Source organism: Kluyvera sichuanensis (assembly GCF_014218705.1).
In the GTDB taxonomy this organism is placed as follows: Bacteria; Pseudomonadota; Gammaproteobacteria; order Enterobacterales; family Enterobacteriaceae; genus Kluyvera; species Kluyvera sichuanensis.
This window is the reverse complement of sequence record NZ_JABBJF010000019.1, coordinates 33,697-55,880: the sequence shown is the minus strand read 5'-3', so window position 1 is coordinate 55,880 and position 22,184 is coordinate 33,697. Positions and strand designations below refer to the sequence as shown.

Genomic DNA, 22,184 nt, shown 5'->3' with positions numbered 1-22,184 from the left:
TAACAATGGAGAAGAATGATACCTGGTTGGTGGTATACAAGTATTAATCCCGGTCAAAACAGGAGGTCATCCTGATAGGGTATTTGCGTGGCGGTGTTTGCCAGGTGAAGAGGTCATGTGCATAATTGTTTTACAACATAAAAACAGTTTTGTTACGGTCTGCGGGTTCCCGCAGGCTGATTTTCTTACCGCTAATCCGTTACTTATGGAACCTACCCATGCAGGATATTGATTCGTCCGTTATTCCGATGCCCGCGATTGAGACGGTCACGGTTCCCTACAAAGGGTTAAATTTTTTGCGCCCCGAAATTTTGCTCGATTTTATCAGCGTGACGGACGGCAAAGTCCTCGCCGTAACGCCGGTTGCCGTGCTCTATTCCACCATTGGGGTACTGAGATCCGCTGAGTTGCGCAAAATTCCGGTGCTGGTTTCCGGGCGCGTAGTGTATCCCATCAGTTCTCAGGCGCTGCCGTGCCTGCACTCGAAATTAACCATTAACACCACGTCGCAAAAGCTGCGTTTTCAGGGCGGGCTGGATGCGCTTTCTGACGATCATTCGCTGCGTGACGGCGTGCTGATTGGGCTTGCGCTGGAATTTATCGTGGAGAAGAAGGGCTAAACGACACCGCCTCTCAAGAGAGGCGGTAGCGCATTACTGTGCGTTATCGGTGCGGGTGTAGAGAATTTTAAAGGTGTCATTTGCGCAGTGTCCGACGACCTGTGCCCCTTGCTGATCGGCCTGATCGTTAGGCACGATATCAAGAGTAAAGGCGCTTTCAGCGACGCCGTTTTGCGTGATTTTCTGCTGAATGTCGCTCCTGACACGTTCACAGGAGTCAGGTACGGCGGCCAGCGCGGGCATCGCGCCTGCGAGCAGTAGTGCCAGTATCCAACGTGAAGACAGCATGATCGGCTCCTTTTCATAAGATTCGTGAAAAGTATAGCAGGGGGAGTGTAAGCGTTTGTCTTTGAATCTCATTTTCTGATGTTTCTTAGCAAGGGCGGTTAATTTTTGATTTCCGCCTGGCCAGACTATAAACAATTTTATATTGCTAATATAATTGAATAAATTCCCGAAACAGGATTGTGGCGTGAAGAAACTGATTTTACTGGCCTCGGCGCTTGCCGTGCTGAGTGGCTGCGATAACAAAAACGCGCCGGCCGCGTTCACCCCGGAAATGGCAAGTTTTTCTAACGAATTCGACTTCGACCCGCTGCGCGGTCCGGTGAAGGATTTCAGCCAGACGCTGCTTAACGAAAAAGGCGAGGTGGCAAAGCGGGTGAGCGCGCAACTGTCGCCGGAAGGCTGTTTCGACATGCTGGAGTTTCATGATATCGAGCAGGATTCTGGCGCACTGCTGGTATTGAACGCCAACTATTATCTTGACGGCGTTACCCACGAGAAACGCGTGCGGTTACAGGGAAAATGCCAGTTGGCTGAATTCCCTTCGGCGGGCGTGAAATGGGAAACCGACGACAACGGCTTTGTCGTCAAAGCGCTCGGTAAAGATAGCGAGGTGGATTACCGCTATGACAATGAAGGGTATCCGCTGGGCAAAGTGTCTACGTTAAAAGGGGTCACGCTGTCGGTTATCTCAACCCCATCGCAGGATTCGCGTAAAAAGCTCGACTACACCGCCGTGAGTATGCTCAATAAACAGCCTGCGGGTAACGTTACGCAAAGCTGTGATTACGATCGCCACGATAATCCGGTGAGCTGCGAGTTAGAGGTGGTGGACCAGAGCGTTAAGCCGTCGGTGACGCAGCGCTACACCATTAAAAACACCATTGAGTATTACTGATGTGAATAGATAAGTGGTAAAGAAAAGGGCGCTGAGAAGCGCCCTTTTTTGCTGTGATTAGCGAACAACGCGCCCGGTTGAGCGGTCAAGGCAGCGCAGGGTGTTGGGTTCCCAGTACGCGTTCACGTTGGTGCTTTTCAGGCAATTGTCGCGGGCATCAAAAGCAACGTCTGCTTTATCCCACTCTTTTTCAGCGCGTTTGTTCACTTTCTGGCGCAGCTGACGGGTGTCGTTCCATTGTTCTTTATCCATCGCCGCGTTCTGGCGACTCTGTGCGCTATCGCCAGATTCAATAACCAGTTTGTTGGTTTCAGCAGAAGCGGAGGCGGTGTACACAATGGCACCCAGCGTCAGCATAGCCGTCAGGCAAAGGCGTTTGCTAAGTGTAATTTTCATCGGTGAGTTCCTTTAACGTGGTGAATACGATGACTCCTGAAAGCAGTCTACTACAACTCTGGCGACGGGCATACCCGCGAAAATCCCGTGGTCGAATCCGGTTGATTTTTGCGTATCATAGGGAAATTCGTATTTTGATGAAGATAAACGATGTTAAAAACTTCGCTGCTCTTTTTTGCTACCGCGCTGTGTGAAATTATCGGCTGCTATTTACCGTGGTTATGGTTGAAGCGGGGGGCGACGCCGCTGTTGCTGTTGCCGGCAGGGTTAGCGCTGGCCCTGTTTGTCTGGCTGCTTACGCTGCATCCCGCTGCCAGCGGCCGCGTTTATGCCGCCTATGGTGGGGTGTATATCTTTACTGCTCTGCTATGGCTACGTGTCGTTGAAGGTGAAAAGCTGACGATGTATGACTGGCTCGGTGCAGCCGTTGCTCTTTGCGGTATGCTGATTATCGTCGCCGGTTGGGGACGCGCCTGACGTCTGGCCCGAAAGGGCCATACCCCTTCTTTTTTCTTCGTATTTCTCGTCTTTTGAACTGAGCTTGTCCCCTCATTTTTGTGATCTTATCCGGTAAATTTTGATCTTTATACTTGTATGGTAGTTTGGTCAGGCGTAATTTCGCCTCACTAACCGATGAGATGTAAAGCTAAGGATTGAAGATGAAAATTGTGGGCGCTGAGGTTTTTGTAACCTGTCCTGGACGTAACTTTGTCACGCTGAAAATTACCACCGATAGCGGCTTAGTCGGCTATGGTGACGCAACGTTAAATGGTCGCGAGCTCTCCGTTGCTTCTTACCTGAAGGATCATTTGTGCCCGCAACTGGTGGGGCGCGATGCGCACCGCATCGAAGATATCTGGCAGTTCTTCTATAAAGGCGCTTACTGGCGTCGCGGCCCGGTGACGATGTCCGCCATCTCTGCGGTTGATATGGCGCTGTGGGATATTAAAGCTAAAGCCGCCAATATGCCGCTGTACCAGTTGCTGGGCGGCGCGTCCCGTGAGGGCGTGATGGTGTACTGCCACACCACCGGCCATACCATTGATGAAGTGCTGGAAGATTACGCGCGTCATAAAGAGATGGGCTTTAAGGCCATTCGCGTTCAGTGCGGCGTGCCGGGCATGAAAACGACCTACGGTATGTCTAAAGGCAAAGGGCTGGCCTACGAACCGGCCACCAAAGGGCAGTGGCCAGATGAACAACTGTGGTCCACCGAGAAATACCTCGATTTCACCCCAAAACTGTTTGATGCGGTACGTAATCAGTTCGGCTTTGACGAACATCTGCTGCACGATATGCATCACCGCCTGACCCCAATTGAAGCGGCCCGCTTTGGTAAGAGCATTGAACAGTACCGCCTGTTCTGGATGGAAGATCCAACCCCTGCGGAGAACCAGGAGTGCTTCCGCCTGATTCGCCAGCATACCGTTACCCCGATTGCGGTTGGCGAAGTGTTCAATAGCATCTGGGATTGTAAACAGCTGATTGAAGAGCAGCTGATCGACTATATCCGTACCACCATTACCCACGCGGGCGGCATTACCGGCATGCGCCGAATTGCTGACTTTGCCTCTCTTTATCAGGTGCGTACCGGCTCTCACGGCCCGTCAGACCTCTCTCCGGTCTGCATGGCCGCCGCGCTGCACTTTGACCTGTGGGTACCAAACTTCGGCGTTCAGGAATACATGGGTTACTCCGAGCAGATGCTGGAAGTCTTCCCACATAACTGGACCTTCGATAATGGCTATATGCATCCAGGCGACAAACCGGGCTTAGGCATCGAGTTTGACGAAAAACTGGCGGCGAAATATCCGTACGACCCTGCCTATCTGCCGGTAGCTCGTCTGGAAGATGGCACGTTGTGGAACTGGTGATAAGGAACGCGAAATGAAAAGTATTGTGATTAAACAGCCTGAAGAACTGGTTATTGAAGAACGTCCATTGCCAGAACCTGGAGTGGGTGAAGTCCGCGTTAAAGTGAAAATAGCCGGTATCTGCGGCTCTGATAGCCATATTTATCGCGGCCATAACCCTTTTGCGCGCTATCCACGCGTTATCGGTCATGAGTTTTTTGGCGTGATTGATGCCGTTGGCGAAGGTGTCACCGATAAGCAGATGGGGGAGCGGGTTTGTGTTGATCCGGTGATCAGTTGCGGTCATTGCTACCCCTGTTCTGTAGGTAAACCTAACGTCTGCACTTCTCTGGTGGTACTCGGCGTCCATCGCGATGGCGGTTTCAGTGAATATGCCGTCGTCCCGGCGAAAAATGCCTGGAGCGTTGCGGATAATATTGCCGATCACCACGCCGTGATGGTTGAACCCTTTACAATTGCGGCAAACGTCACCGGCCAGGTGAATCCAACGGAAGCTGACGTAGCGTTGATTTATGGCGCGGGCCCGATGGGTTTAACCACCCTGCAGGCGTTGAAAGGCGTTTATCGTGTTAAGCAGGTCATCGTGGCTGACCGAATTAACGAACGACTGGCCATGGCAGAGCGCTGTGGTGCCGATTGGGTCATTAACAACGGTGAGAAACCGCTAGCGGAATGGCTCGATGAGAAGGGGATTAAACCGACGCTGATTGTCGATGCCGCATGTCATCCGACGATTTTGCAAGAAGCCATCACCCTGGCTTCGCCTGCAGCCCGTATTGTTCTGATGGGCTTCTCTAGCGATCCGTCGACCATTACTCAACAAGGTATCACCGGTAAGGAACTCTCCATTTATTCTTCGCGACTTAATGCGAATAAATTCCCGGTGGTTCTGGAGTGGTTAGAAAAAGGGTTAATTGATCCTGACAAACTGATTACGCATTACTTTGACTATCACCATGTCGTTGATGCAATCGAATTATTTGAAAAGGATCAGAAATCCTGCTGCAAGGTCTTACTCACGTTTAACTAATAATAACGAGATCATGCGATTAAGCCGTACGCATCTTACCCGGAGATGATTGCAATGACGCAATTAACACATGAAAGAACGACATCTGATTTAGTGAGGGCCGCCGTATCCGGTTGGTTGGGGACTGCATTAGAGTTTATGGATTTTCAGCTCTATTCATTAGGTGCAGCGCTCGTTTTCCATGAAATATTTTTCCCTGAACAGTCTGCTGCAATGGCATTAATTCTGGCGATGGGGACCTACGGTGCCGGCTATATTGCACGTATTGTTGGAGCATTTATTTTTGGCAAAATGGGTGACAGCGTCGGGCGTAAAAAGGTGCTCTTTATTACCATCACCATGATGGGGATCTGTACCACGTTAATTGGTGTGTTACCGACCTATGCACAGATTGGTATTTTTGCGCCAATACTGTTGGTAACGCTACGTATTATTCAGGGATTGGGGGCCGGCGCAGAGATCTCTGGTGCGGGTACCATGCTGGCTGAATATGCTCCTAAAGGCAAACGTGGCCTGATTTCCTCTCTGGTGGCGATGGGGACCAACTGCGGTACGCTGACGGCGACGGCTATCTGGGCGGTAATGTTCTTCCTGCTTGACCGCGAAGAACTGGTCGCCTGGGGCTGGCGTATTCCGTTCCTGGCAAGCGTTGTGGTGATGATCTTCGCTATCTGGCTGCGTATGAACCTGAAAGAGAGCCCAGTGTTTGAAAAAGTGAGTGAAGGCGATGTTGTTGTCAGTGAATCTCCGGCGAATGACAATACCATCGGCGCGATGTTCCGTAGCAAATCCTTCTGGTTAGCCACGGGTCTGCGCTTTGGTCAGGCGGGTAATTCCGGCTTGATCCAGACCTTCCTGGCGGGATATCTGGTACAGACATTGCTGTTTGATAAAGGGATCCCAACGGATGCGCTGATGATCAGTTCCGTTATCGGTTTCCTGACCATTCCGCTGCTTGGTTGGCTATCCGATAAATATGGTCGCCGTCTGCCTTATATTTTGCTCTGTATTTCCGCCATTATTCTGGCGTATCCAATGGTGTCCATCATTGTCGATAAAACCTACAGCGCCAGCGTGATAATGATGTCTATCATTATTATTCATAACTTTGCAGTGTTGGGCCTGTTTGCACTGGAAAATATTACGATGGCTGAGATGTTCGGCTCGCGTAACCGCTTTACTCGTATGGCTATCTCGAAAGAGGCGGGTGGTCTGGTTGCCGTTGGTTTTGGACCCGTTTTGGCAGGGATCTTCTGCAATATGACCGGGTCGTGGTATCCGATTGTGATTATGCTGATTTGTTATTCGGTGATTGGTCTTATTGCAGCGTTGTTGATGCCAGAAGTTTGTGACCGTGACCTCAGCCTTGCTGAAGATGCTGCCGATCTTTCGGTGGCGAAAGAAAAGAACGCTAACCAGCAGTTTGCTTGATAGCGGTTATAGCAAAGCAAAGTCGTCTGAAAATCAGGCGACTTTTTTTGTGATCCTGCTAGATAAATACATTATAGATACTTGTATGGTAGTTATTATGGCGGTAAGTTCATCGGGTAATCGTTAGCAATTAAGAAAGAAAATAACATCACGTTAAATGTTTTTTTAACTGATCGTTTTTTATTTTCACTGAAATGAGCGATTAGCAGTGAATAAGTTTGCTACAGACATACATCAGAAAAATATATTCATATTATTAATAACCTCCAGGTGAGTGACATGAGAAAATGGACTATTTCTTCATCCAGGTTGGCGAAATTATGCTGTGCGATTCCCCTTTTAAGCGCTAGCGCGTGCTGGGGAGCTGAGTCACTGAATGTCAGTACTTCATTATCCCCTGACGACCCTATATATAAAGGTCTAAAGGATTTTAAAAAATCAGTAGAAGAGCGCAGCAAAGGTGACATTAAAATAAAATTATTTTCCAGCGGTCAACTCGGTGCAGATAATGAATTGCTACAGCATGCGCAGGCGGGTAGCAATGTTGGGGTAGTCGTGGATGGCGCCAGACTCGCCCAATTTGTTCCTGAAATGGCGATTATACCTGCACCGTTTGTTTTTAAAGACTATGCCACGCTAAAGACATTTATTAATAGTCCTGTTTTTGCGCAGTGGAATAATAAAATGGCCAGCGAGTCCGGGCTGACGGCGCTCTCGTTCAACTGGTATCAGGGGGCGCGTATGCTGGTAACGCAGAAACCTGTTGTGACGCCTGCCGATCTGAACGGCATACGCGTACGGGCGTTAGAAGCTCCAGTCACCATAGAAACGATTAAATGTATGGGGGGATCGCCAACGCCGCTTTCATGGTCAGAGATTTATTCCTCTATTCAGACTGGCGTTGTCGATGCGGCGGAAGCGCAACCAACGGCAGTATATGGATCTAAGCTTTATGAAATAACGAAAAATATCACTAAAACGAACCATATTCATCTGATGACCGGCATTGTGGTGTCACAAAAATGGTTATCAACGCTGAGCCCGGAAAACCAGGCCATTCTGAAAGAAGAGGCTGCAAAACATGGTGACCTGGCTTCCGAGAATACTATTGCGGCCGGAGAGACCATGTTGAAAGACATGGCAGATAAAGGTATGACCATCGCCACGGTGGATGTAAAACCTTTTATTGATAGTTGCCAGTACGTACCGGAAAAACTGGGTTTAAGCGAAGCGAAAAAACAGGTTGAAAGCGTAATCAACTAACCACGAACAGGCGGGGCAGTTGCCCTGCTTTTTTGTAGAGGTTTTTCTGTCGATGAAGATGCTAAGAGATTTTGAATTAGCCTGTGCAAGAATAGGCCTTGTCGCTATTGTTATCATTATTCTGATCGGAGGGTTAGGGCGCGCGATTGGCCACCCCGTTATTTGGTCATTGGAAATTGCGATGGTCATTTTTGCATGGATAAGCATGTTGGCAATAGATTATGCATTTCAGTTGCGTCGGCATATTGGTATTGATGCGTTAACCAATTTATTCCCCCCTAAAATGCAGAGGGCGTGTATTTGGTTTAATGAGATTCTGATACTGAGTTTCTTACTCTGTGGGGTCTGGTATGGTTTTAATTTTACCTGGGCTACGCACAACCAAATGCTCCCGGTAACAGAATTATCCCTTGCCTGGCTGAATAGTGCCGTTCCCACGGGATGTTTATTAATGGTTTTTTCTTCTTTAACTTTTTTGTTAAATGGTTGTTGCATTGAATTTCAACAGCATGATGATCAGGAGGAAATATGCTCTTAACAGTTATTCTGTTCGTCATACTGTTAGTTATTGGTATGCCGGTGGGGATGGTCATTGCTATTTCCAGCTTAAGCTTTTTCTTCACCGCCGATTTCCTCCCGATTGGCATCGCCTTTCAGAAATTTTCTGCACCGACGCAATCTTTTCCTATTCTGGCGACGCCGCTTTTTTTGCTGGTGGGTAACCTGCTCAATAAGTCTGGAGTTACAACACGCCTGTTAGATTTTGCCCGAATAAGCTCAGGGTGGATGGTGGGGGGCCTTGCGCAAATTAACGTCCTATTAGCTTGCCTGCTGGGCGGTGTTTCCGGTTCAGCGACCGCCGATGCCGCGATGCAGGCGCGAGTGCTGGGGTTACCGATGATTGCCCGGGGTTATCCAAAAGCGTTTAGCGCCGTGGTTATTGCTTTTAGCTCGCTGATTACGGCAACAATACCGCCGAGCATTTTACTGATCCTGTATGGTTTTGTTGGCAACGTCTCTATCGGAAAACTGTTCATGGCTGGGATATTTCCGGGGTTACTGTTGACGGCTATTCTGATGGGTACCAATTATCTTTTAGCCAGAAAGATGAATATCAAGCCCGAAGTGGAAAGACTCCCTAATCGGCATGAAGTATGGTGTAGTTTCAAAGAGAGTTTTTGGGCGTTAATGTTCCCGGTGGTATTGATTGTCGTGATCCGTCTTGGCATTTTTACCACCACAGAAGCTGGCGCATTTATCGTGCTTTATTCGTTTATTATCGGTCGCTATGTCTATAAAGCGCTGGACAATGCCGTGCTTTGGGATGTTCTGAAGCAAACTATCAGCGATATTGGCGTTGTCATGTTGCTTATTATGTCTGCGGCTATCCTGGGACATATCACCATCCTGGATCAGATCCCTCAGCAACTCGCTGAAACTATCCTGCAGTTGACAGAGAATAGGTACGGCATCCTGTTCTTATTATTGGCGCTGATTGCCGTTGCAGGGATGTTGTTTGATGGTAGCGTGATCATTTTGCTGCTCACGCCAATTCTGTTGCCGATCGCCCTTGAAGCAGGTTTTGACCCCATTCACTTTGGTTTAATTTTTGTGGTACTGACGCTGCTGGGCGCAAACACGCCGCCGGTCGGAATCTGTATGTATACCGTCTGCGGTATCCTGAACTGCAGTTCGATTGCGTTTGTGAAGGCCTCGATTCCTTATCTGATCGCCTTCCTCCTGTTCATTTTTATGCTGGTTATCTTCCCCAGCATCACACTTTTTTTACCGACAGTCCTGATGTAAGGCGCCGTGTGACGACGTTGGACTGATCAACCTGTTCAAGCATCGATGTTGTCACACAGCTTAAAAATCATGTCATACCAATCGCCAATATATTAACGCAAATCAAAATCTCGCGTGATGGTCTCGTTAAACTAGTATGGCAATCAACATTCTCTACAGTGAGTCAAAAAGATGCAGAATAAGCTATTAACCGCTAAGGCAACTCTCCCAACCTACGATCGCAGCAAACTGGTGCCGCGCATTGTACACCTCGGTTTTGGTGCGTTTCACCGCGCCCATCAGGCTGTCTATGCCGATATTCTCGCCGCAGAACACGGCAGCGATTGGGGTTATACCGAAGTTAACCTGATCGGCGGTGAGCAGCAGATTGCCGACCTGAACAATCAGGACAATTTATACACCGTGGCAGAAATGTCCGCGGATGCATGGACTGCCCGCGTGGTGGGCGTCGTCAAAGAAGCGCTGCACGCGCAGGTTGATGGTCTGGAAACCGTTCTGGCGAAAATGTGCGAACCGCAGGTCGCTATCGTTTCTCTGACCATCACCGAGAAGGGCTACTGCCACTCTCCGGCAACCGGCCAACTGATGCTCGATCACCCATTTATCGTGGCTGACCTGCAGAACCCACATCAGCCAAAATCTGCGTCGGGCGTTATCGTCGAAGCGCTGGCTCGCCGTAAAGCCGCAGGCCTGCCGCCATTCAGCGTGATGTCCTGCGACAACATGCCGGAAAACGGTCATGTGATGCGTAATGTAGTATGTGCGTATGCACGTGCGGTTGATGCAGGTCTGGCTGACTGGATCGAATCTCACGTGACGTTCCCATCCACCATGGTTGACCGTATCGTTCCTGCCGTGACGCCAGAAACGCTGGATAAAATCGAACAGCTGACCGGCGTGCGCGATCCAGCAGGCGTTGCCTGTGAACCGTTCCGTCAGTGGGTTATCGAAGATAACTTCGTCGCTGGCCGTCCGGAATGGGAAAAAGCGGGCGCTGAACTGGTAAGCGACGTCATCCCGTTTGAAGAGATGAAACTGCGCATGCTGAACGGCAGCCACTCCTTCCTGGCCTACCTGGGCTATCTGGCAGGCTATCAGCACATCAACGATTGCATGGGTGATGATTACTACCGCCGCGCTGCACACGCGTTGATGCTTAAAGAGCAGGCACCAACCCTGAAGGTGCAAAACGTCGATCTGGCGCGCTATGCCGATCTGCTGATTGAGCGTTACACCAACCCGGCGCTGCGCCACCGTACCTGGCAGATTGCCATGGACGGTAGCCAGAAACTGCCTCAGCGTATGCTCGATTCTGTACGTTGGCATCTGGCAGATAACAGCAGCTTTACCCTGCTAGCACTGGGCGTTGCGGGCTGGATGCGCTACGTTGGCGGCGTGGATGAGCAGGGCAACGCGATTGAAGTTTGCGATCCGCTGCTGCCGGTTATCCAGAGCGTTGTACAGCAGAGCGAAGAGGGTGAAGCTCGCGTGAAAGCGCTGCTGGGCATTGAAGCTATCTTCGGTAAAGACCTGCCGCAGGAAGCGAAATTCGTTGAGCAGGTGACCGCAGCCTATCTGTCACTGCTGAGCAAAGGTGCAAAAGCGACCGTTGCCGAATTTGCCGCCTGATTTTATTGCATGACCATTAATGCCGCCGCTACGGGCGGCATTTTCTTTTATATCTGCCTTCATTACACTTCTTTAAAGTAATTCAAGCCCCTTGAAATAATGGACGATTATTTGCACGCCGGAACTATCAATTTGGTGAATTAATGCTATCTGCATAGTCACAAATATGTCATGGTTATAGCGAAAGAATAATGGACACTCTGGAATAAGGAGCTCGGGCTATGTACAAAAAAATTCTGATGCCTGTAGATATTTTTGAAATGGACTTAAGTGATAAAGCGATTCGCCATGCCGTTTATCTGGCCGGTGGGACGGGTGAAATTACGCTATTAAATGTATTACCTAACAGCAATCGCTCTATTTTACGCGGCTTCGCAGCGGATATTAAAAAGTTCGAAGATTTCATGCAGGCAGAATCAGTCAAGAAAATGAAAAACCTGCAGCGCCTCTTTGATATGCCTGCCGAGCGACTGCATACCGACGTCCGGTTTGGCAATATCCGCGATGAAGTGATCGCGCTGAGCAAAACCGGGGAGTACGATGCGATAGTTATCGGCTCGCGCCAGCGAGGGATTACCACGCACCTTCTGGGCTCAAACGCCGAATCTATTCTGCGTTACGCCAATATACCGACAATGGTTATTCGATAAAAATAAGGCCTTCAGTAATGAAGGCCTTATTTCTTACTCTTCGCTAAACCAGTCGCTGTTTTCCTGACGAATTAACAACACTGATTCACCAATCTCCTGCAGGTGCAGGGTCATCGCTTTTTCCACCGCATCGGCATCGCGTTTTTCCAGCGCAGCGAATATTTCATGGTGCTGTTTTAATAACATCTCCGGCGAGGAGACATGATCAAGACTCATATAACGCACGCGGTCGATAGCGGCTTTAATATTCTCGATGGTATCCCAGGCCAACTGGCAATCTGCAATATTTGACAGCAACTGGTGGAATTCGTCGTCGAGCAGGAAAAAATCGTTCAGCTGCTGGCGGTCGATGGCAATACGCTGCTGGTGCAGATTTTGCTCAAGCTGATAGCTTTGCGCATCGGTTATCATGGTGGCGGCCCGACGCGCTACCGCGCATTCGATAGCCTGACGAACAAAACACCCGTTACGAACCTGGGACAGTGAGATTTTATTCACGTAGCTGCCGCGCTGCGGGCGGATCTGGATCAGACCATTTTCGGCGAGTTTGATAAACGCTTCACGCACCGGCTGGCGAGAAACGTCAAACCGCAGCGACACCTCTTTTTCCGAAAGCGGGGTACCAGGCGGAATAAGGCAGTGCACGATATCGCGACGCAGAATGCGATAAATTTGCTGGTTGACGGGCTGTGTTGGGTTCAGTTGGGTTTCGGCGGCCATTGAGTCGTTCTTATCAGCTGATTAAGCTGCTATTTTACGCTTTTTTTGCCGCCGAGCCCAGACCCGACCGTGGGGCGGGTTGAGTTTAAATGCTAACTTTGGCGATGGACGCTCAGGCCAGCATAGGTCTGGCTGACCGGCATCATCTCGACGGTGTTAATATTGACGTGTTTTGGCAACGTCGCCACCCACCATACCGCTTCGGTCACGTCTTCCGGCGTCAGCGCGTTGGCATTCTCGTAGGTTTTACCGGCTTTGTTGTCATCACCTTTAAAGCGCACGTTGGAGAACTCTGTGCCACCAACCAGACCCGGTTCGATATCGGTCACGCGAACGGCGGTGCCGTGCAGATCGGTACGCAGGTTCAGGCTGAACTGACGCACGAATGCTTTGGTTGCGCCGTAAACGTTGCCGCCCGCATAAGGCCAGCTGCCAGCAGTGGAGCCGATATTAATCACGTGACCGCGGTTGCGCTCCACCATGCCAGGCAGTACCGCACGGGTCATATACACCAGACCTTTGTTGTTGGTGTCAATCATGTCTTCCCAATCCTCAACGCTTGCGCGGTGAGCCGGTTCCAGCCCCAGCGCCAAACCGGCGTTGTTGACCAGAATATCGATGTCACGCCATTCCGCGGGCAGATTAGCGATAGTCTCTTCAATTACTGCGCGATTACGCACGTCCAACTGGACGGTCAGAATGCTGTCGCCTAACTCATCTTTCAGCGCTTTTAAGCGCTCATTGCGACGGCCAGTGGCAATGACTTTGTGCCCGTTAGCAATAAAACGGCGCGTAATGCTTTCGCCAAAACCTGCTGTCGCTCCGGTAACCAGTACGATCATCTCTCTGTTCCTTCAATGCGTTAGTGTTACCTTACGATAGCAGAACATCCGGTTATCAATCATCTGTTATGTGACGATGATGCCCTGATCTGGCATGCGCAGTATCAGAACTGGATAACCACTTTCCCAAAGTGCTGGCCGCCTTTCAGCGTTTGATAGGCGAGTTCGGCTTCTTCAAAGGTGAACACCTGGTCGATATAAGGCTTAATGCCGGAGCGAGCGACTTTTTCCAGTGTGGATACCGGCCCAACGTAGATACCCTGCAGCGTAATGCGCTTTTCCAGAATGCCGATATCAATCGTGCCATTGAAGCCGGAAAGCACGCCAATCAGCGAGATGCGGCCGCCAAAGCGTGTGGCCCTGGTGGTTAAATTCAGCGTGGCGGGCCCGGTCACGTCAACCGCAAGGTCTACGCCCTGGCCGTTAGTCAGTTTCAGCACCTCATCGGCCCATTCTGGCGTCTTTCTGTAGTTGATGGTTTCGTCGGCACCTAACTCGCGGGCACGGGCCAGTTTTTCATCAGAACTGGAGGTAATAATCATCCGGCAGCCTGCCAGTTTTGCCATTTGCAGGGCAAAGATGGATACGCCGCCGGTACCTTGAAGCAGTACCGTACTTCCTGGGGCAAGCGCACCGTGCTCAAACAGCGCAGACCAGGCGGTTACCGCAGCACAGGGTAGGGTAGCCGCTTCTTCAAAGGAGAGGCTGTCGGGAATGCGACAAATCCCGCTGGCAGAGACAATAAAATGTTCGGTTAATACGCCATCAACACCGGGACCACCTAATGAGGAGGCTTTCTTCGCCTCTGAATAGCTGCCGTCAATCCAGTCTGGCATAAAGCCAATGACGACGCGGTCACCCACCTTATAATCCGTCACGCCTTCGCCCACTTCGACAATCACACCGGCACCGTCAGAAACGGGAACGCTATCTTTAGCGTACTCGGTGACGATCAGGTCGCGGTAATTTAAGGAGACAGCTTTAATGGCAATGGCGACTTGTCCTGCGCCTGGTGCGCGGGCCGCGACGGTTTCAAGTTTCAGGGCTGGATTGGCATGACCGGTTAATTTATAACATTTCATATAGTGACCTTAATTAATTTGAGATTTATAAAACGACGCTAGAGTGTTAAAAGCCCTCAAGAACTATTTTTCCGATCATTCTTCCCGTTTCAATTTTTCTATGCGCCTTACGCAAGTTATCAGCGGTAATATTGCCATAGTGATCGCCTTGTGTAGTCTGAATAATCCCACCATCCACTAATTCACTAACACGCTTAAGTAATAAATGTTGGTTGATCATGTCTTTTGTTTCAAACATTGAACGGGCAAACATTGCTTCCCAGTGCAAGGATATACATTTGCCTTTCAATGGTACCGCATTAATACACTCGGGGTCGTCGACGATACCTAATTTCCCCTGAGGTGCGATGATCTTGATATATTCAGAATAGTGTTCGTCGGTATTCGTCAAGCTGGCTACATGGGTGACTTCGCTGATGCCGATACGGGCTAACTCTTCATCGAGCGGTTTCCTATGGTCGATGACCTCATGCGCGCCGGCCTTTCTTACCCATTCCTGACTTTCTGGCCGGGAAGCCGTGCCAATAACGGTCATTTTTGTTAATTGACGAGCCAGTTGCGTCAGCATGGAGCCCACGCCGCCTGCCGCGCCGACAACCAGCAAGGTATCCCCCTCGTTGCCGCCTTCAATAATGCCAAAACGGTCAAACAGCAGCTCCCATGCGGTAATGCTGGTTAACGGCATGGCAGCGGCAGCTGCGCGACTGATTGACATCGGCCGGTGAGCGACAATACGTTCATCGACCAACTGATATTCACTGTTGCTGCCCGGACGCGTTAATGCACCGGCGTACCAGATCTCATCACCGGGTTTAAACAACGTCACGTTTTCGCCGATAGATTTAACGATACCGACCGCATCCCAGCCTAATACGCGAGGCGTATCGGTATTATGCCAGGCGCGGACTTTAACATCGGCAGGATTAACAGCAATGGCCTTAACGTCAATTAAAAGATCGCGACCCGTAGCAATGGGTACGGGGATATCAATTTCAAGGAGATAATCAAGATTATCGCCTTTCGCGTTTGAACGCGTAATTGCTATTGATTTCATAAAACCTCGATGTTGATGTTATGGCTAATAACTGGCAACGTGCAAGTAATAAGTTAATAATGATTTCGCGACGAATGCGAAATAATGAAAATTATGATTGGCAAAATGGAAATATTATCCATTTCATAAATTGATAAATCTATTATACTGCCAGGTATTAACCTGACAAGTACGCACAATTTTGAGACTAAGTTACATGAATGATACCGATGAACTTTCGGACAGCAAAATGCCCCGGCAGCACAACACCCAGCGGACCGGATGTGCTGTTGAAATCACGCTGGGCGTTATTGGCGGGTTGTGGAAACCGATAATCCTTTTTCATCTGCTGGATGGGAAGCAGCGTTTTAATCAGCTGTGTAAGCTTATCGATACCGCCACACGTCGTATGATCACGCTACAGCTGCGTGAACTCGAGGCTGATGGCATCGTCAGCCGCACGGTATACGCGGAGGTTCCGCCGAGAGTGGAGTACGAACTCACCCCGCTGGGCGCTTCGCTAAAGCCCGTTTTACTGGCGATGCGCGATTGGGGGGATAATTTTCAATGTGAGCGGACGCAGCCTAAATGATTCGTTGTGAGCTGGCTAAGTGTTTTAGATAAGGGACAGGCGGAACAAAATATATTCTATACTATCAGTAACGGCGTTCGCTGGAGGCTCAACATGTACACTCCAATGGTTGCAGTCATGTTCGTCTTACTGGTAGCTCAGGCACTTATCGAGATTGGTTTTTTGAAACCATAAGCTATTTTCCGCAATAAACGGCTGATAGCGATACGGTTGCATCAATCTCATGCGTACTTGCCAATATGCTTCTTGTCTCTGGGAGCAACCGGTGTCTGCGTCATTTTTATCGGCCTAGCGCCTCCCATCAAAGAAAAATCGCTCCTGCCGGGTAAAACCATTGCGGTCTATCAAGAGCTTGCTACTCTGGAACCCTGTTATTTTCAGGAACCCAGGATGTCGGCCATGAATCCATTTTTTGCCAGCAGTACGTTACCTTACCAGGCACCGCCGTTTGATGCGATTAACGATAGCCACTATCGCCCGGCCTTTGACGAAGCGCTAAAGCGCAAGCGTCAGGAGATTGCCGACATTGCCAATAACCCGGCTCCGGCAACCTTTGATAACACCGTCGTGGCGCTGGAAAAAAGCGGGGAGATGCTTTCTCGGGTCAACGCCGTTTTCTTTGCCATGGCGGCCTCCCACAGCAACGACACTATCCAGCAACTGGACGAAGCGTTCTCTGCTGAGCTGGCCGGGCTTGCCAACGATATTTATCTCAACGATGGGCTGTTTAGCCGTATCGAACACGTGTGGCAACAGCGTGATGACCTCGGTCTGGAAGCAGAGGATCGCCGGCTGGTTGAGGTCATCTATCAGCGTTTCATTCAGGCCGGTGCAAGGCTGGGCGACGCGGAAAAGGCGGAGCTGAAAACCCTCAATACCGAAGCGGCAACCCTGAGCAGCCAATTCCACCAGTGTCTGCTGGGGGCGGCGAAAAGCGGCGGGCTGGTGGTAGAGAGCGTGGAAGAACTGGCTGGGTTTAGCGAAGATGAAATCGCCGTTGCCGCCGCCGCGGCGAACGATCGCGGTCTGGCGGGGCGCTGGCTTATTCCGCTGGTGAACACCACCCAGCAACCGGCGCTGGCTCAACTTCGTCAGCGTCAAACTCGTGAAAAGCTGTTTAAAGCCGCCTGGGCCCGCAACCAGATGGGCGATGCTAACGACACGCGGGAGAAATTGCTAAAGCTGGTGGCGATCCGCGCGCGTCAGGCAACGCTGCTGGGCTATAGCGACTACGCCAGCTGGAGTATGGCCGATCAAATGGCGAAAACGCCGAAAGCGGCCTTCGATTTTATGCGCGAGATTACTCCGGCGGCGCGGGCGCGGGCAGAAAGCGAGTTGGCGGATATTCAGACGCTTATCGATAGCGGATCGGCCTCATTTAAAGCCGAAGCCTGGGACTGGTTGTTCTATTCAGAACAGGTTCGCCGTGAAAAATATGCCATCGATGAAGCACAGATTAAGCCCTGGTTCGCCCTGGAACGCGTGCTGGTTGACGGCGTTTTCTGGTCTGCCAGCCAGCTGTTTGGGGTCACGTTTGTTGAACGTTTCGATCTGCCGGTTTATCACCCTGACGTGCGCGTCTGGGAGATTTTTGATGCTGATGGAGAAGGGATGGCGCTGTTTTACGGCGACTTCTTCGCCCGCGACAGCAAAAGCGGCGGGGCGTGGATGGACAACTTTGTGCCGCAATCTACCCTCAACGGTACGCGTCCGGTTATCTATAACGTCTGCAATTACCAGAAGCCGACCGCAGGTAAACGTGCGCTTATCTCCTGGGATGATGTGATTACCCTGTTCCACGAATTTGGCCACGCGTTGCACGGGCTGTTTGCTAGCCAGCGCTATGTCACGTTATCGGGGACCAATACGCCGCGCGATTTTGTTGAATTCCCGTCGCAAATCAATGAGCACTGGGCCAGCCATCCTGACGTCTTTGCCCACTATGCGCGTCACCATGAAACCGGTGAACCGATGCCGGAAGCGCTGCGGGAAAGTCTGTTCCGCGCCGCCAACTTCAACAAAGGCTACGACATGACGGAGTTGCTAAGCGCTGCGCTGCTGGACATGAACTGGCACAGCCTGAGCGCTGAATCGCTGCCGCAGGACGTGGAACAGTTTGAAACGGCGACGCTGGCGCGGGAAAAGTTGGATCTCTGCGCCGTGCCGCCGCGTTATCGCAGCAGCTATTTCTCGCATATTTTCGGCGGGGGCTATGCGGCCGGGTACTACGCCTATCTATGGACGCAAATGCTGGCAGATGATGGTTATCAATGGTTTGTTGAACAGGGCGGTTTGAATAGGGAAAACGGCCAGCGTTTCCGCGAGGCTATTTTGTCGCGCGGCAACAGCAGCGATTTAGAACCACTTTATCGCGCCTGGCGAGGACACGATCCGCTTATTACCCCAATGCTGAAAAACCGTGGGCTAAGTGAATAACCCGCTTAGTTAACGCATTTCTGGCGTGGTCTATTCACGCCAGAAACCACAAAAAATATAAAAAAAACCCGCACACAGGGCTGGCGGGTTAAGTACATCAATAAATAGAGCATTCTTGCTATCATTCCTGGAGGGAAGACAACGTTGCTAGTTTTACGTAATTGTAACAATTTAACAACCTGACATATTCGGTAGGGGATAAATCGCTGAAATACGCAGCAATGCGTCAGGTTCTCTCTTTACAAATGCGTTCACTTATTGAAGAAACTCGCCATTCGGGCTGCTATTATCACCGTGTAAATCGTTGAGTTAATGGATTTAATTTCGACAATCTGCCCGGAGGCAACCATGAAAGTATCCCAGCGTAAAGCGCGTCGCGAGTCCATCTGGTCTAATCGTCCTGAGCATCAGGACCTGCAGGAATCTCGTTCAGGCAGATTGTGGGCAGGCCGTCAGGCCAGCTGTCGGAGTAAAAAGGCGTGGAAAAATTATGCTTTGAATAATGCACTCGCCGTTTAGCTTTAGTTGAATATTGCGGTGGTAGGGTAGTGGTTAGCAACGATGGTCCAATCAGGAAGAGCGGACGATTGTAGAAACAAAAAATCTATCCATGCAAGCATTTATGCCGCCAGTTAACCTGGCGGTTTTTTTTATCCGTTAATCATTCCATCTTCCGCTAAAATAGGCAGTCAGGAAACCGGAAAACAGAATGAGCCCCACGGCAACCAGAAACACTTGCATATTATCCAGCATGATGACCTCCTCTTTTACGATTCTCACAATGAGCACCTAATTAGCCTACTGATTTAAACTTAGACTAACGCCGTAATTTGTGAATTAATTATTTGTTGCAGTAAATTTTTTTCTGTACGCCAGCGGACTTATTGCCAGATGTTGCTGAAAGCGTAAACGCAGATTTTTCGCATTGCCAAAACCGCTCAACTCCGCCACTTTTTCGACGCTGTCCCGACTGCTGGTCAGGCGATGTTGCGCCTGCTGCAAACGTTCATCGAGCAGCCAGCGGGCAGGCGTTTTTCCGGTGGCATCCTGAAAGCGGCGTAAAAAGGTCCGCTCGCTCATTCCCACCCGCTGCGCCAGTGAACTGACGCTATGGCTTTCCGCCAGATGTTGATAAAGAAAATCAAACAGCATGCCGAGACGCTGGCTTTCCCGCGCCCGGGCGACAGGTTGCGCAACCTGTTGTTTCTGCGCACCGTCGCGGTGGGGTTGGATGACCAGACGTCGAGCGACCAGGTTTGCCGCCTCGAGGCCGAAATCCGTTCGCACCACGTGCAGGCAGAGGTCGATCCCAGCCGCGCTTCCGGCTGAGGTGAATACGTGCTCCTGCGCGATATACAGCACATCTTCCACAACCTCGATCGCCGGGTAACGCTGCTGGAGCGTATCGACATAACGCCAGTGGGTCGTGGCGCGCTTACCGTCGAGCAGGCCCGCGGCAGCCAGCACGAAAACGCCGGAGCAGATGGAAATCACCCGGCAGCCGCGCTGATGCGCTTGTCTGAGCGCCTGACACAGCGCTGGCGGAACGTCGGCGTCGATACCGCGCCAGCCTGGCACCACGATAGTATCGGCGAGCTCCAGCAAGCTTAAATCCCCGTCCGCCATGACCCGTACGCCGCCGGTGGCCCGTAGCTCACCTTCGTCGACGGCGGCGACCGCAAAGCGATACCAGCCTTCGCCCATTTCGGGCCGGTGGAGGCCGAAAATCTCCACCGCGACGCCAAATTCAAAAGTGCAGAGACCGTCATAGGCTAACGCCACCACCAGCGGGGCGCACTTTGTCATGTTCTGGCTGTTTTCTGTCATTTCTGCGGGCGGTTGTTGCATGGGGTGCCTGTTTATACTCATCCGGTCGTTACCATAGTGGTAACACAGAACCGGAGAATTAACGATGAGTTACGTGACTGACATTCCCACTGCAAGCGCCGCTGATGCAGTAGCCCATTTTCGCCAGCGCCTGAGCGTTGAAACCGACTGCGCGGATGTCCATGCCTCGCAGCAGCATCACGACGTTGATTTTGTACTGCTTCACGTAGTGGGAAGTGCCGAAACCTTCGCCCGTCGTCATATACCTGGCGCGCTTCATCTGCGGCATGCTGATATCTCCGCCGAAAGAATGAAGGACTGGCCTGCGGAGACGTTGTTTGTGGTCTATTGTGCGGGGCCTCACTGTAACGGTGCCGATCAGGCGGCGCTCAAGCTGGCGTTACTGGGGCGCCCGGTCAAAATAATGATTGGTGGGATGACCGGCTGGCAGGATGAGGGATTCGCCTTTCAGTCGGGATCATGAAAATCTTTCAACAGTGATGAATTATTCTCGTTTGCCTGGGGCGCTGTCCAGTGACACTATCCAGACATATAGCCATCCAGAAGTCTAAATGGTTCAAATAATAAATTATCACTCAGGGCAACGAGTTTGCCTGATGGAGTAAGGAGATCGCATGACACACCAACACGCCCCTTATCGCGCCGACATCGTTGGCAGTTTTTTACGCCCGCTGGCAATTAAAGAAGCCCGCCAGCAGCTCGCTAACGGTGAAATCAGCGCGCAGCAGCTGCGCGCCGTAGAGGATGCCGAGATTCGGCGTGTGGTGCAGCATCAGTGCGACTGCGGCCTGCACGTGGTGACCGATGGTGAGTTCCGTCGTGCCTGGTGGCATTTCGACTTCTTCGACGGCCTGCAGGGTGTTGAGCGTTATGATTCCGAAAACGGTATTCAGTTTAACGGCGTGCAAACCCGCGCCCACGGTATTCGCGTCACCGGCAAGCTCGGCTTTGGTGAGCATCCAATGCTGGAAGATTTCCGCTTCCTGAAAAGCATCAGCGGCGAAGCGACGCCGAAGATGACGATTCCAAGTCCAAGCGTGCTGTATTTCCGTGGTGGACGTAAAGATATCGATGCGACGGTTTACCCGGATTTGACCGACTATTTTAACGATCTGGCCGATACCTGGCGTGACGCTATCCGCGCGTTTTATGACGCCGGTTGTCGCTATCTGCAGCTCGACGATACCGTTTGGGCCTATCTGTGCTCTGACGACCAACGCCGCCAGGTTCGTGAACGCGGGGACGATCCGGATAAGCTGGCGGCTATCTATGCCGACGTGTTGAATCGCGCGCTGGAAGGTAAGCCGGATGACCTGATTGTCGGGCTGCATGTGTGTCGCGGTAACTTCCGCTCCACCTGGATTTCAGAGGGCGGCTATGAGCCGGTGGCAGAGATCCTGTTTGGCCGCGTAAACGTGGATGCCTTCTTCCTCGAGTACGACAACGATCGTTCCGGTGACTTCGCGCCGCTGCGCTTTATCCGCCTAGGGCAGCAGAAAGCGGTGCTCGGGCTGATTACTACCAAAAACGGCGAGCTGGAAAACCCGCAGGGGGTGAAGGCGCGCGTAGAAGAAGCGTCGCAGTATGTCGCGTTGGATCAGATTTGCCTCAGCCCGCAGTGTGGTTTTGCTTCTACGGAAGAGGGAAACAGCCTGAGCGAGCAGCAGCAGTGGGATAAAGTGCGTCTGGTGACGGGGATTGCGGCGGATATCTGGTAATTCCCCCGGGGTCGGCGTTCCGCCTCGCCCG

General features: G+C 51.1%; 23 protein-coding genes. 15 read left to right on the top strand and 8 right to left on the bottom strand.

The window, feature by feature from the left end; genetic code table 11:
* Positions 1-218: 218 nt before the first annotated feature.
* A complete protein-coding gene (locus tag HII27_RS17520; RefSeq protein WP_185669060.1) occupies positions 219-620 on the top strand; it encodes a dTDP-glucose pyrophosphorylase in 402 nt (133 codons plus the stop codon).
* 33 nt (positions 621-653) lie between these two features.
* Here the strand turns inward: HII27_RS17520 and HII27_RS17515 are convergent, their stop codons facing one another.
* Positions 654-908, bottom strand: a complete 255-nt coding sequence (locus HII27_RS17515; RefSeq protein ID WP_185669059.1) for a DUF1161 domain-containing protein — start codon at positions 906-908, stop codon at positions 654-656.
* 184 nt (positions 909-1,092) lie between these two features.
* Here HII27_RS17515 and HII27_RS17510 point away from each other — a divergent pair, with 184 nt between their 5' ends.
* Positions 1,093-1,803 (top strand): YnfC family lipoprotein, encoded by a 711-nt coding sequence (locus HII27_RS17510; protein WP_185669058.1) that lies wholly within the window; start codon positions 1,093-1,095, stop codon positions 1,801-1,803.
* 57 nt (positions 1,804-1,860) lie between these two features.
* Here the strand turns inward: HII27_RS17510 and HII27_RS17505 are convergent, their stop codons facing one another.
* The gene (locus tag HII27_RS17505; RefSeq protein WP_185669057.1) at positions 1,861-2,199 is read right to left on the bottom strand and encodes a DUF1283 family protein; all 339 of its coding nucleotides are present in this window, start codon (positions 2,197-2,199) and stop codon (positions 1,861-1,863) included.
* Between the two features lie 150 nt (positions 2,200-2,349).
* Between HII27_RS17505 and HII27_RS17500 the strand changes: the two genes are divergently transcribed.
* The 9 genes from HII27_RS17500 (at position 2,350) to HII27_RS17460 (ending at position 11,882) form a co-directional block, all read left to right on the top strand.
* Positions 2,350-2,676, top strand: a complete 327-nt coding sequence (locus HII27_RS17500; RefSeq protein ID WP_185669056.1) for a YnfA family protein — start codon at positions 2,350-2,352, stop codon at positions 2,674-2,676.
* Positions 2,677-2,858: 182 nt separating this feature from the next.
* Complete coding sequence (gene rspA / locus HII27_RS17495; RefSeq protein WP_185669055.1) at positions 2,859-4,073, top strand: starvation-sensing protein RspA; 1,215 nt, start codon at positions 2,859-2,861, stop codon at positions 4,071-4,073.
* A gap of 13 nt (positions 4,074-4,086) precedes the next feature.
* Positions 4,087-5,103, top strand: coding sequence for a Zn-dependent oxidoreductase (locus HII27_RS17490; RefSeq protein ID WP_185669054.1), 1,017 nt, complete (start codon positions 4,087-4,089; stop codon positions 5,101-5,103).
* Between the two features lie 54 nt (positions 5,104-5,157).
* Complete coding sequence (locus HII27_RS17485; RefSeq protein WP_185669053.1) at positions 5,158-6,534, top strand: MFS transporter; 1,377 nt, start codon at positions 5,158-5,160, stop codon at positions 6,532-6,534.
* Between the two features lie 279 nt (positions 6,535-6,813).
* Entirely contained in the window at positions 6,814-7,797 is a 984-nt protein-coding gene (locus HII27_RS17480) for a C4-dicarboxylate TRAP transporter substrate-binding protein (RefSeq protein WP_185669052.1), read from the top strand.
* Between the two features lie 52 nt (positions 7,798-7,849).
* Positions 7,850-8,335: a TRAP transporter small permease gene (locus tag HII27_RS17475; protein ID WP_185669051.1), complete on the top strand. Its 486-nt coding sequence runs from the start codon at positions 7,850-7,852 to the stop codon at positions 8,333-8,335.
* A complete protein-coding gene (locus HII27_RS17470) occupies positions 8,326-9,603 on the top strand; it encodes a TRAP transporter large permease (RefSeq protein ID WP_185669050.1) in 1,278 nt (425 codons plus the stop codon). The genes HII27_RS17475 and HII27_RS17470 overlap by 10 nt, the downstream gene beginning before the upstream one ends.
* Before the next feature lie 171 nt (positions 9,604-9,774).
* Positions 9,775-11,232 (top strand): mannitol dehydrogenase family protein, encoded by a 1,458-nt coding sequence (locus HII27_RS17465; protein ID WP_185669049.1) that lies wholly within the window; start codon positions 9,775-9,777, stop codon positions 11,230-11,232.
* A gap of 221 nt (positions 11,233-11,453) precedes the next feature.
* Positions 11,454-11,882: a universal stress protein gene (locus tag HII27_RS17460; protein ID WP_185669048.1), complete on the top strand. Its 429-nt coding sequence runs from the start codon at positions 11,454-11,456 to the stop codon at positions 11,880-11,882.
* A 33-nt stretch (positions 11,883-11,915) separates the two neighbouring features.
* Here the strand turns inward: HII27_RS17460 and HII27_RS17455 are convergent, their stop codons facing one another.
* From HII27_RS17455 to HII27_RS17440, 4 genes are all read right to left on the bottom strand, one after another.
* Positions 11,916-12,602, bottom strand: a complete 687-nt coding sequence (locus tag HII27_RS17455; protein WP_185669047.1) for a GntR family transcriptional regulator — start codon at positions 12,600-12,602, stop codon at positions 11,916-11,918.
* A gap of 92 nt (positions 12,603-12,694) precedes the next feature.
* The gene (gene ydfG, locus HII27_RS17450; protein ID WP_185669046.1) at positions 12,695-13,444 is read right to left on the bottom strand and encodes a bifunctional NADP-dependent 3-hydroxy acid dehydrogenase/3-hydroxypropionate dehydrogenase YdfG; all 750 of its coding nucleotides are present in this window, start codon (positions 13,442-13,444) and stop codon (positions 12,695-12,697) included.
* 104 nt (positions 13,445-13,548) lie between these two features.
* Positions 13,549-14,526 (bottom strand): zinc-dependent alcohol dehydrogenase family protein, encoded by a 978-nt coding sequence (locus tag HII27_RS17445; RefSeq protein WP_185669045.1) that lies wholly within the window; start codon positions 14,524-14,526, stop codon positions 13,549-13,551.
* Between the two features lie 46 nt (positions 14,527-14,572).
* Positions 14,573-15,580, bottom strand: a complete 1,008-nt coding sequence (locus tag HII27_RS17440; protein WP_185669044.1) for a zinc-binding alcohol dehydrogenase family protein — start codon at positions 15,578-15,580, stop codon at positions 14,573-14,575.
* A gap of 196 nt (positions 15,581-15,776) precedes the next feature.
* Here HII27_RS17440 and HII27_RS17435 point away from each other — a divergent pair, with 196 nt between their 5' ends.
* Both HII27_RS17435 and dcp read left to right on the top strand, forming a co-directional pair.
* On the top strand, positions 15,777-16,151 hold the full coding sequence (locus tag HII27_RS17435; RefSeq protein WP_370631767.1) for a winged helix-turn-helix transcriptional regulator: 375 nt from the start codon (positions 15,777-15,779) through the stop codon (positions 16,149-16,151).
* Positions 16,152-16,541: 390 nt separating this feature from the next.
* Positions 16,542-18,587, top strand: coding sequence for a peptidyl-dipeptidase Dcp (gene dcp / locus HII27_RS17430; RefSeq protein WP_185669043.1), 2,046 nt, complete (start codon positions 16,542-16,544; stop codon positions 18,585-18,587).
* 657 nt (positions 18,588-19,244) lie between these two features.
* Here the strand turns inward: dcp and mgtS are convergent.
* Together mgtS and ftrA are read right to left on the bottom strand one after the other, a co-directional pair.
* On the bottom strand, positions 19,245-19,340 hold the full coding sequence (gene mgtS, locus HII27_RS17425; RefSeq protein ID WP_185669042.1) for a protein MgtS: 96 nt from the start codon (positions 19,338-19,340) through the stop codon (positions 19,245-19,247).
* Positions 19,341-19,424: 84 nt separating this feature from the next.
* Positions 19,425-20,414: a transcriptional regulator FtrA gene (gene ftrA, locus HII27_RS17420; RefSeq protein WP_185669098.1), complete on the bottom strand. Its 990-nt coding sequence runs from the start codon at positions 20,412-20,414 to the stop codon at positions 19,425-19,427.
* An 85-nt stretch (positions 20,415-20,499) separates the two neighbouring features.
* Between ftrA and HII27_RS17415 the strand changes: the two genes are divergently transcribed.
* Both HII27_RS17415 and HII27_RS17410 read left to right on the top strand, forming a co-directional pair.
* A complete protein-coding gene (locus HII27_RS17415; RefSeq protein WP_185669041.1) occupies positions 20,500-20,898 on the top strand; it encodes a rhodanese-like domain-containing protein in 399 nt (132 codons plus the stop codon).
* A gap of 151 nt (positions 20,899-21,049) precedes the next feature.
* A complete protein-coding gene (locus tag HII27_RS17410; RefSeq protein ID WP_185669040.1) occupies positions 21,050-22,153 on the top strand; it encodes a cobalamin-independent methionine synthase II family protein in 1,104 nt (367 codons plus the stop codon).
* Positions 22,154-22,184 lie beyond the last annotated feature (31 nt).

What these genes read in the sequence shown, in the direction of transcription:
- ydfG (WP_185669046.1), bottom strand. Translation starts at nt 13,444, where the DNA reads ATGATCGTACTGGTTACCGGAGCGACAGCAGGTTTTGGCGAAAGCATT.
- HII27_RS17415 (WP_185669041.1), top strand. Translation starts at nt 20,500, where the DNA reads ATGAGTTACGTGACTGACATTCCCACTGCAAGCGCCGCTGATGCAGTA.
- dcp (WP_185669043.1), top strand. Translation starts at nt 16,542, where the DNA reads ATGTCGGCCATGAATCCATTTTTTGCCAGCAGTACGTTACCTTACCAG.
- HII27_RS17410 (WP_185669040.1), top strand. Translation starts at nt 21,050, where the DNA reads ATGACACACCAACACGCCCCTTATCGCGCCGACATCGTTGGCAGTTTT.
- HII27_RS17480 (WP_185669052.1), top strand. Translation starts at nt 6,814, where the DNA reads ATGAGAAAATGGACTATTTCTTCATCCAGGTTGGCGAAATTATGCTGT.
- HII27_RS17520 (WP_185669060.1), top strand. Translation starts at nt 219, where the DNA reads ATGCAGGATATTGATTCGTCCGTTATTCCGATGCCCGCGATTGAGACG.
- HII27_RS17515 (WP_185669059.1), bottom strand. Translation starts at nt 908, where the DNA reads ATGCTGTCTTCACGTTGGATACTGGCACTACTGCTCGCAGGCGCGATG.
- HII27_RS17505 (WP_185669057.1), bottom strand. Translation starts at nt 2,199, where the DNA reads ATGAAAATTACACTTAGCAAACGCCTTTGCCTGACGGCTATGCTGACG.
- HII27_RS17475 (WP_185669051.1), top strand. Translation starts at nt 7,850, where the DNA reads ATGAAGATGCTAAGAGATTTTGAATTAGCCTGTGCAAGAATAGGCCTT.
- HII27_RS17460 (WP_185669048.1), top strand. Translation starts at nt 11,454, where the DNA reads ATGTACAAAAAAATTCTGATGCCTGTAGATATTTTTGAAATGGACTTA.
- HII27_RS17500 (WP_185669056.1), top strand. Translation starts at nt 2,350, where the DNA reads ATGTTAAAAACTTCGCTGCTCTTTTTTGCTACCGCGCTGTGTGAAATT.
- HII27_RS17470 (WP_185669050.1), top strand. Translation starts at nt 8,326, where the DNA reads ATGCTCTTAACAGTTATTCTGTTCGTCATACTGTTAGTTATTGGTATG.
- mgtS (WP_185669042.1), bottom strand. Translation starts at nt 19,340, where the DNA reads ATGCTGGATAATATGCAAGTGTTTCTGGTTGCCGTGGGGCTCATTCTG.
- HII27_RS17485 (WP_185669053.1), top strand. Translation starts at nt 5,158, where the DNA reads ATGACGCAATTAACACATGAAAGAACGACATCTGATTTAGTGAGGGCC.
- HII27_RS17445 (WP_185669045.1), bottom strand. Translation starts at nt 14,526, where the DNA reads ATGAAATGTTATAAATTAACCGGTCATGCCAATCCAGCCCTGAAACTT.
- ftrA (WP_185669098.1), bottom strand. Translation starts at nt 20,414, where the DNA reads ATGACAGAAAACAGCCAGAACATGACAAAGTGCGCCCCGCTGGTGGTG.
- HII27_RS17465 (WP_185669049.1), top strand. Translation starts at nt 9,775, where the DNA reads ATGCAGAATAAGCTATTAACCGCTAAGGCAACTCTCCCAACCTACGAT.
- rspA (WP_185669055.1), top strand. Translation starts at nt 2,859, where the DNA reads ATGAAAATTGTGGGCGCTGAGGTTTTTGTAACCTGTCCTGGACGTAAC.
- HII27_RS17490 (WP_185669054.1), top strand. Translation starts at nt 4,087, where the DNA reads ATGAAAAGTATTGTGATTAAACAGCCTGAAGAACTGGTTATTGAAGAA.
- HII27_RS17440 (WP_185669044.1), bottom strand. Translation starts at nt 15,580, where the DNA reads ATGAAATCAATAGCAATTACGCGTTCAAACGCGAAAGGCGATAATCTT.
- HII27_RS17455 (WP_185669047.1), bottom strand. Translation starts at nt 12,602, where the DNA reads ATGGCCGCCGAAACCCAACTGAACCCAACACAGCCCGTCAACCAGCAA.
- HII27_RS17435 (WP_370631767.1), top strand. Translation starts at nt 15,777, where the DNA reads ATGAATGATACCGATGAACTTTCGGACAGCAAAATGCCCCGGCAGCAC.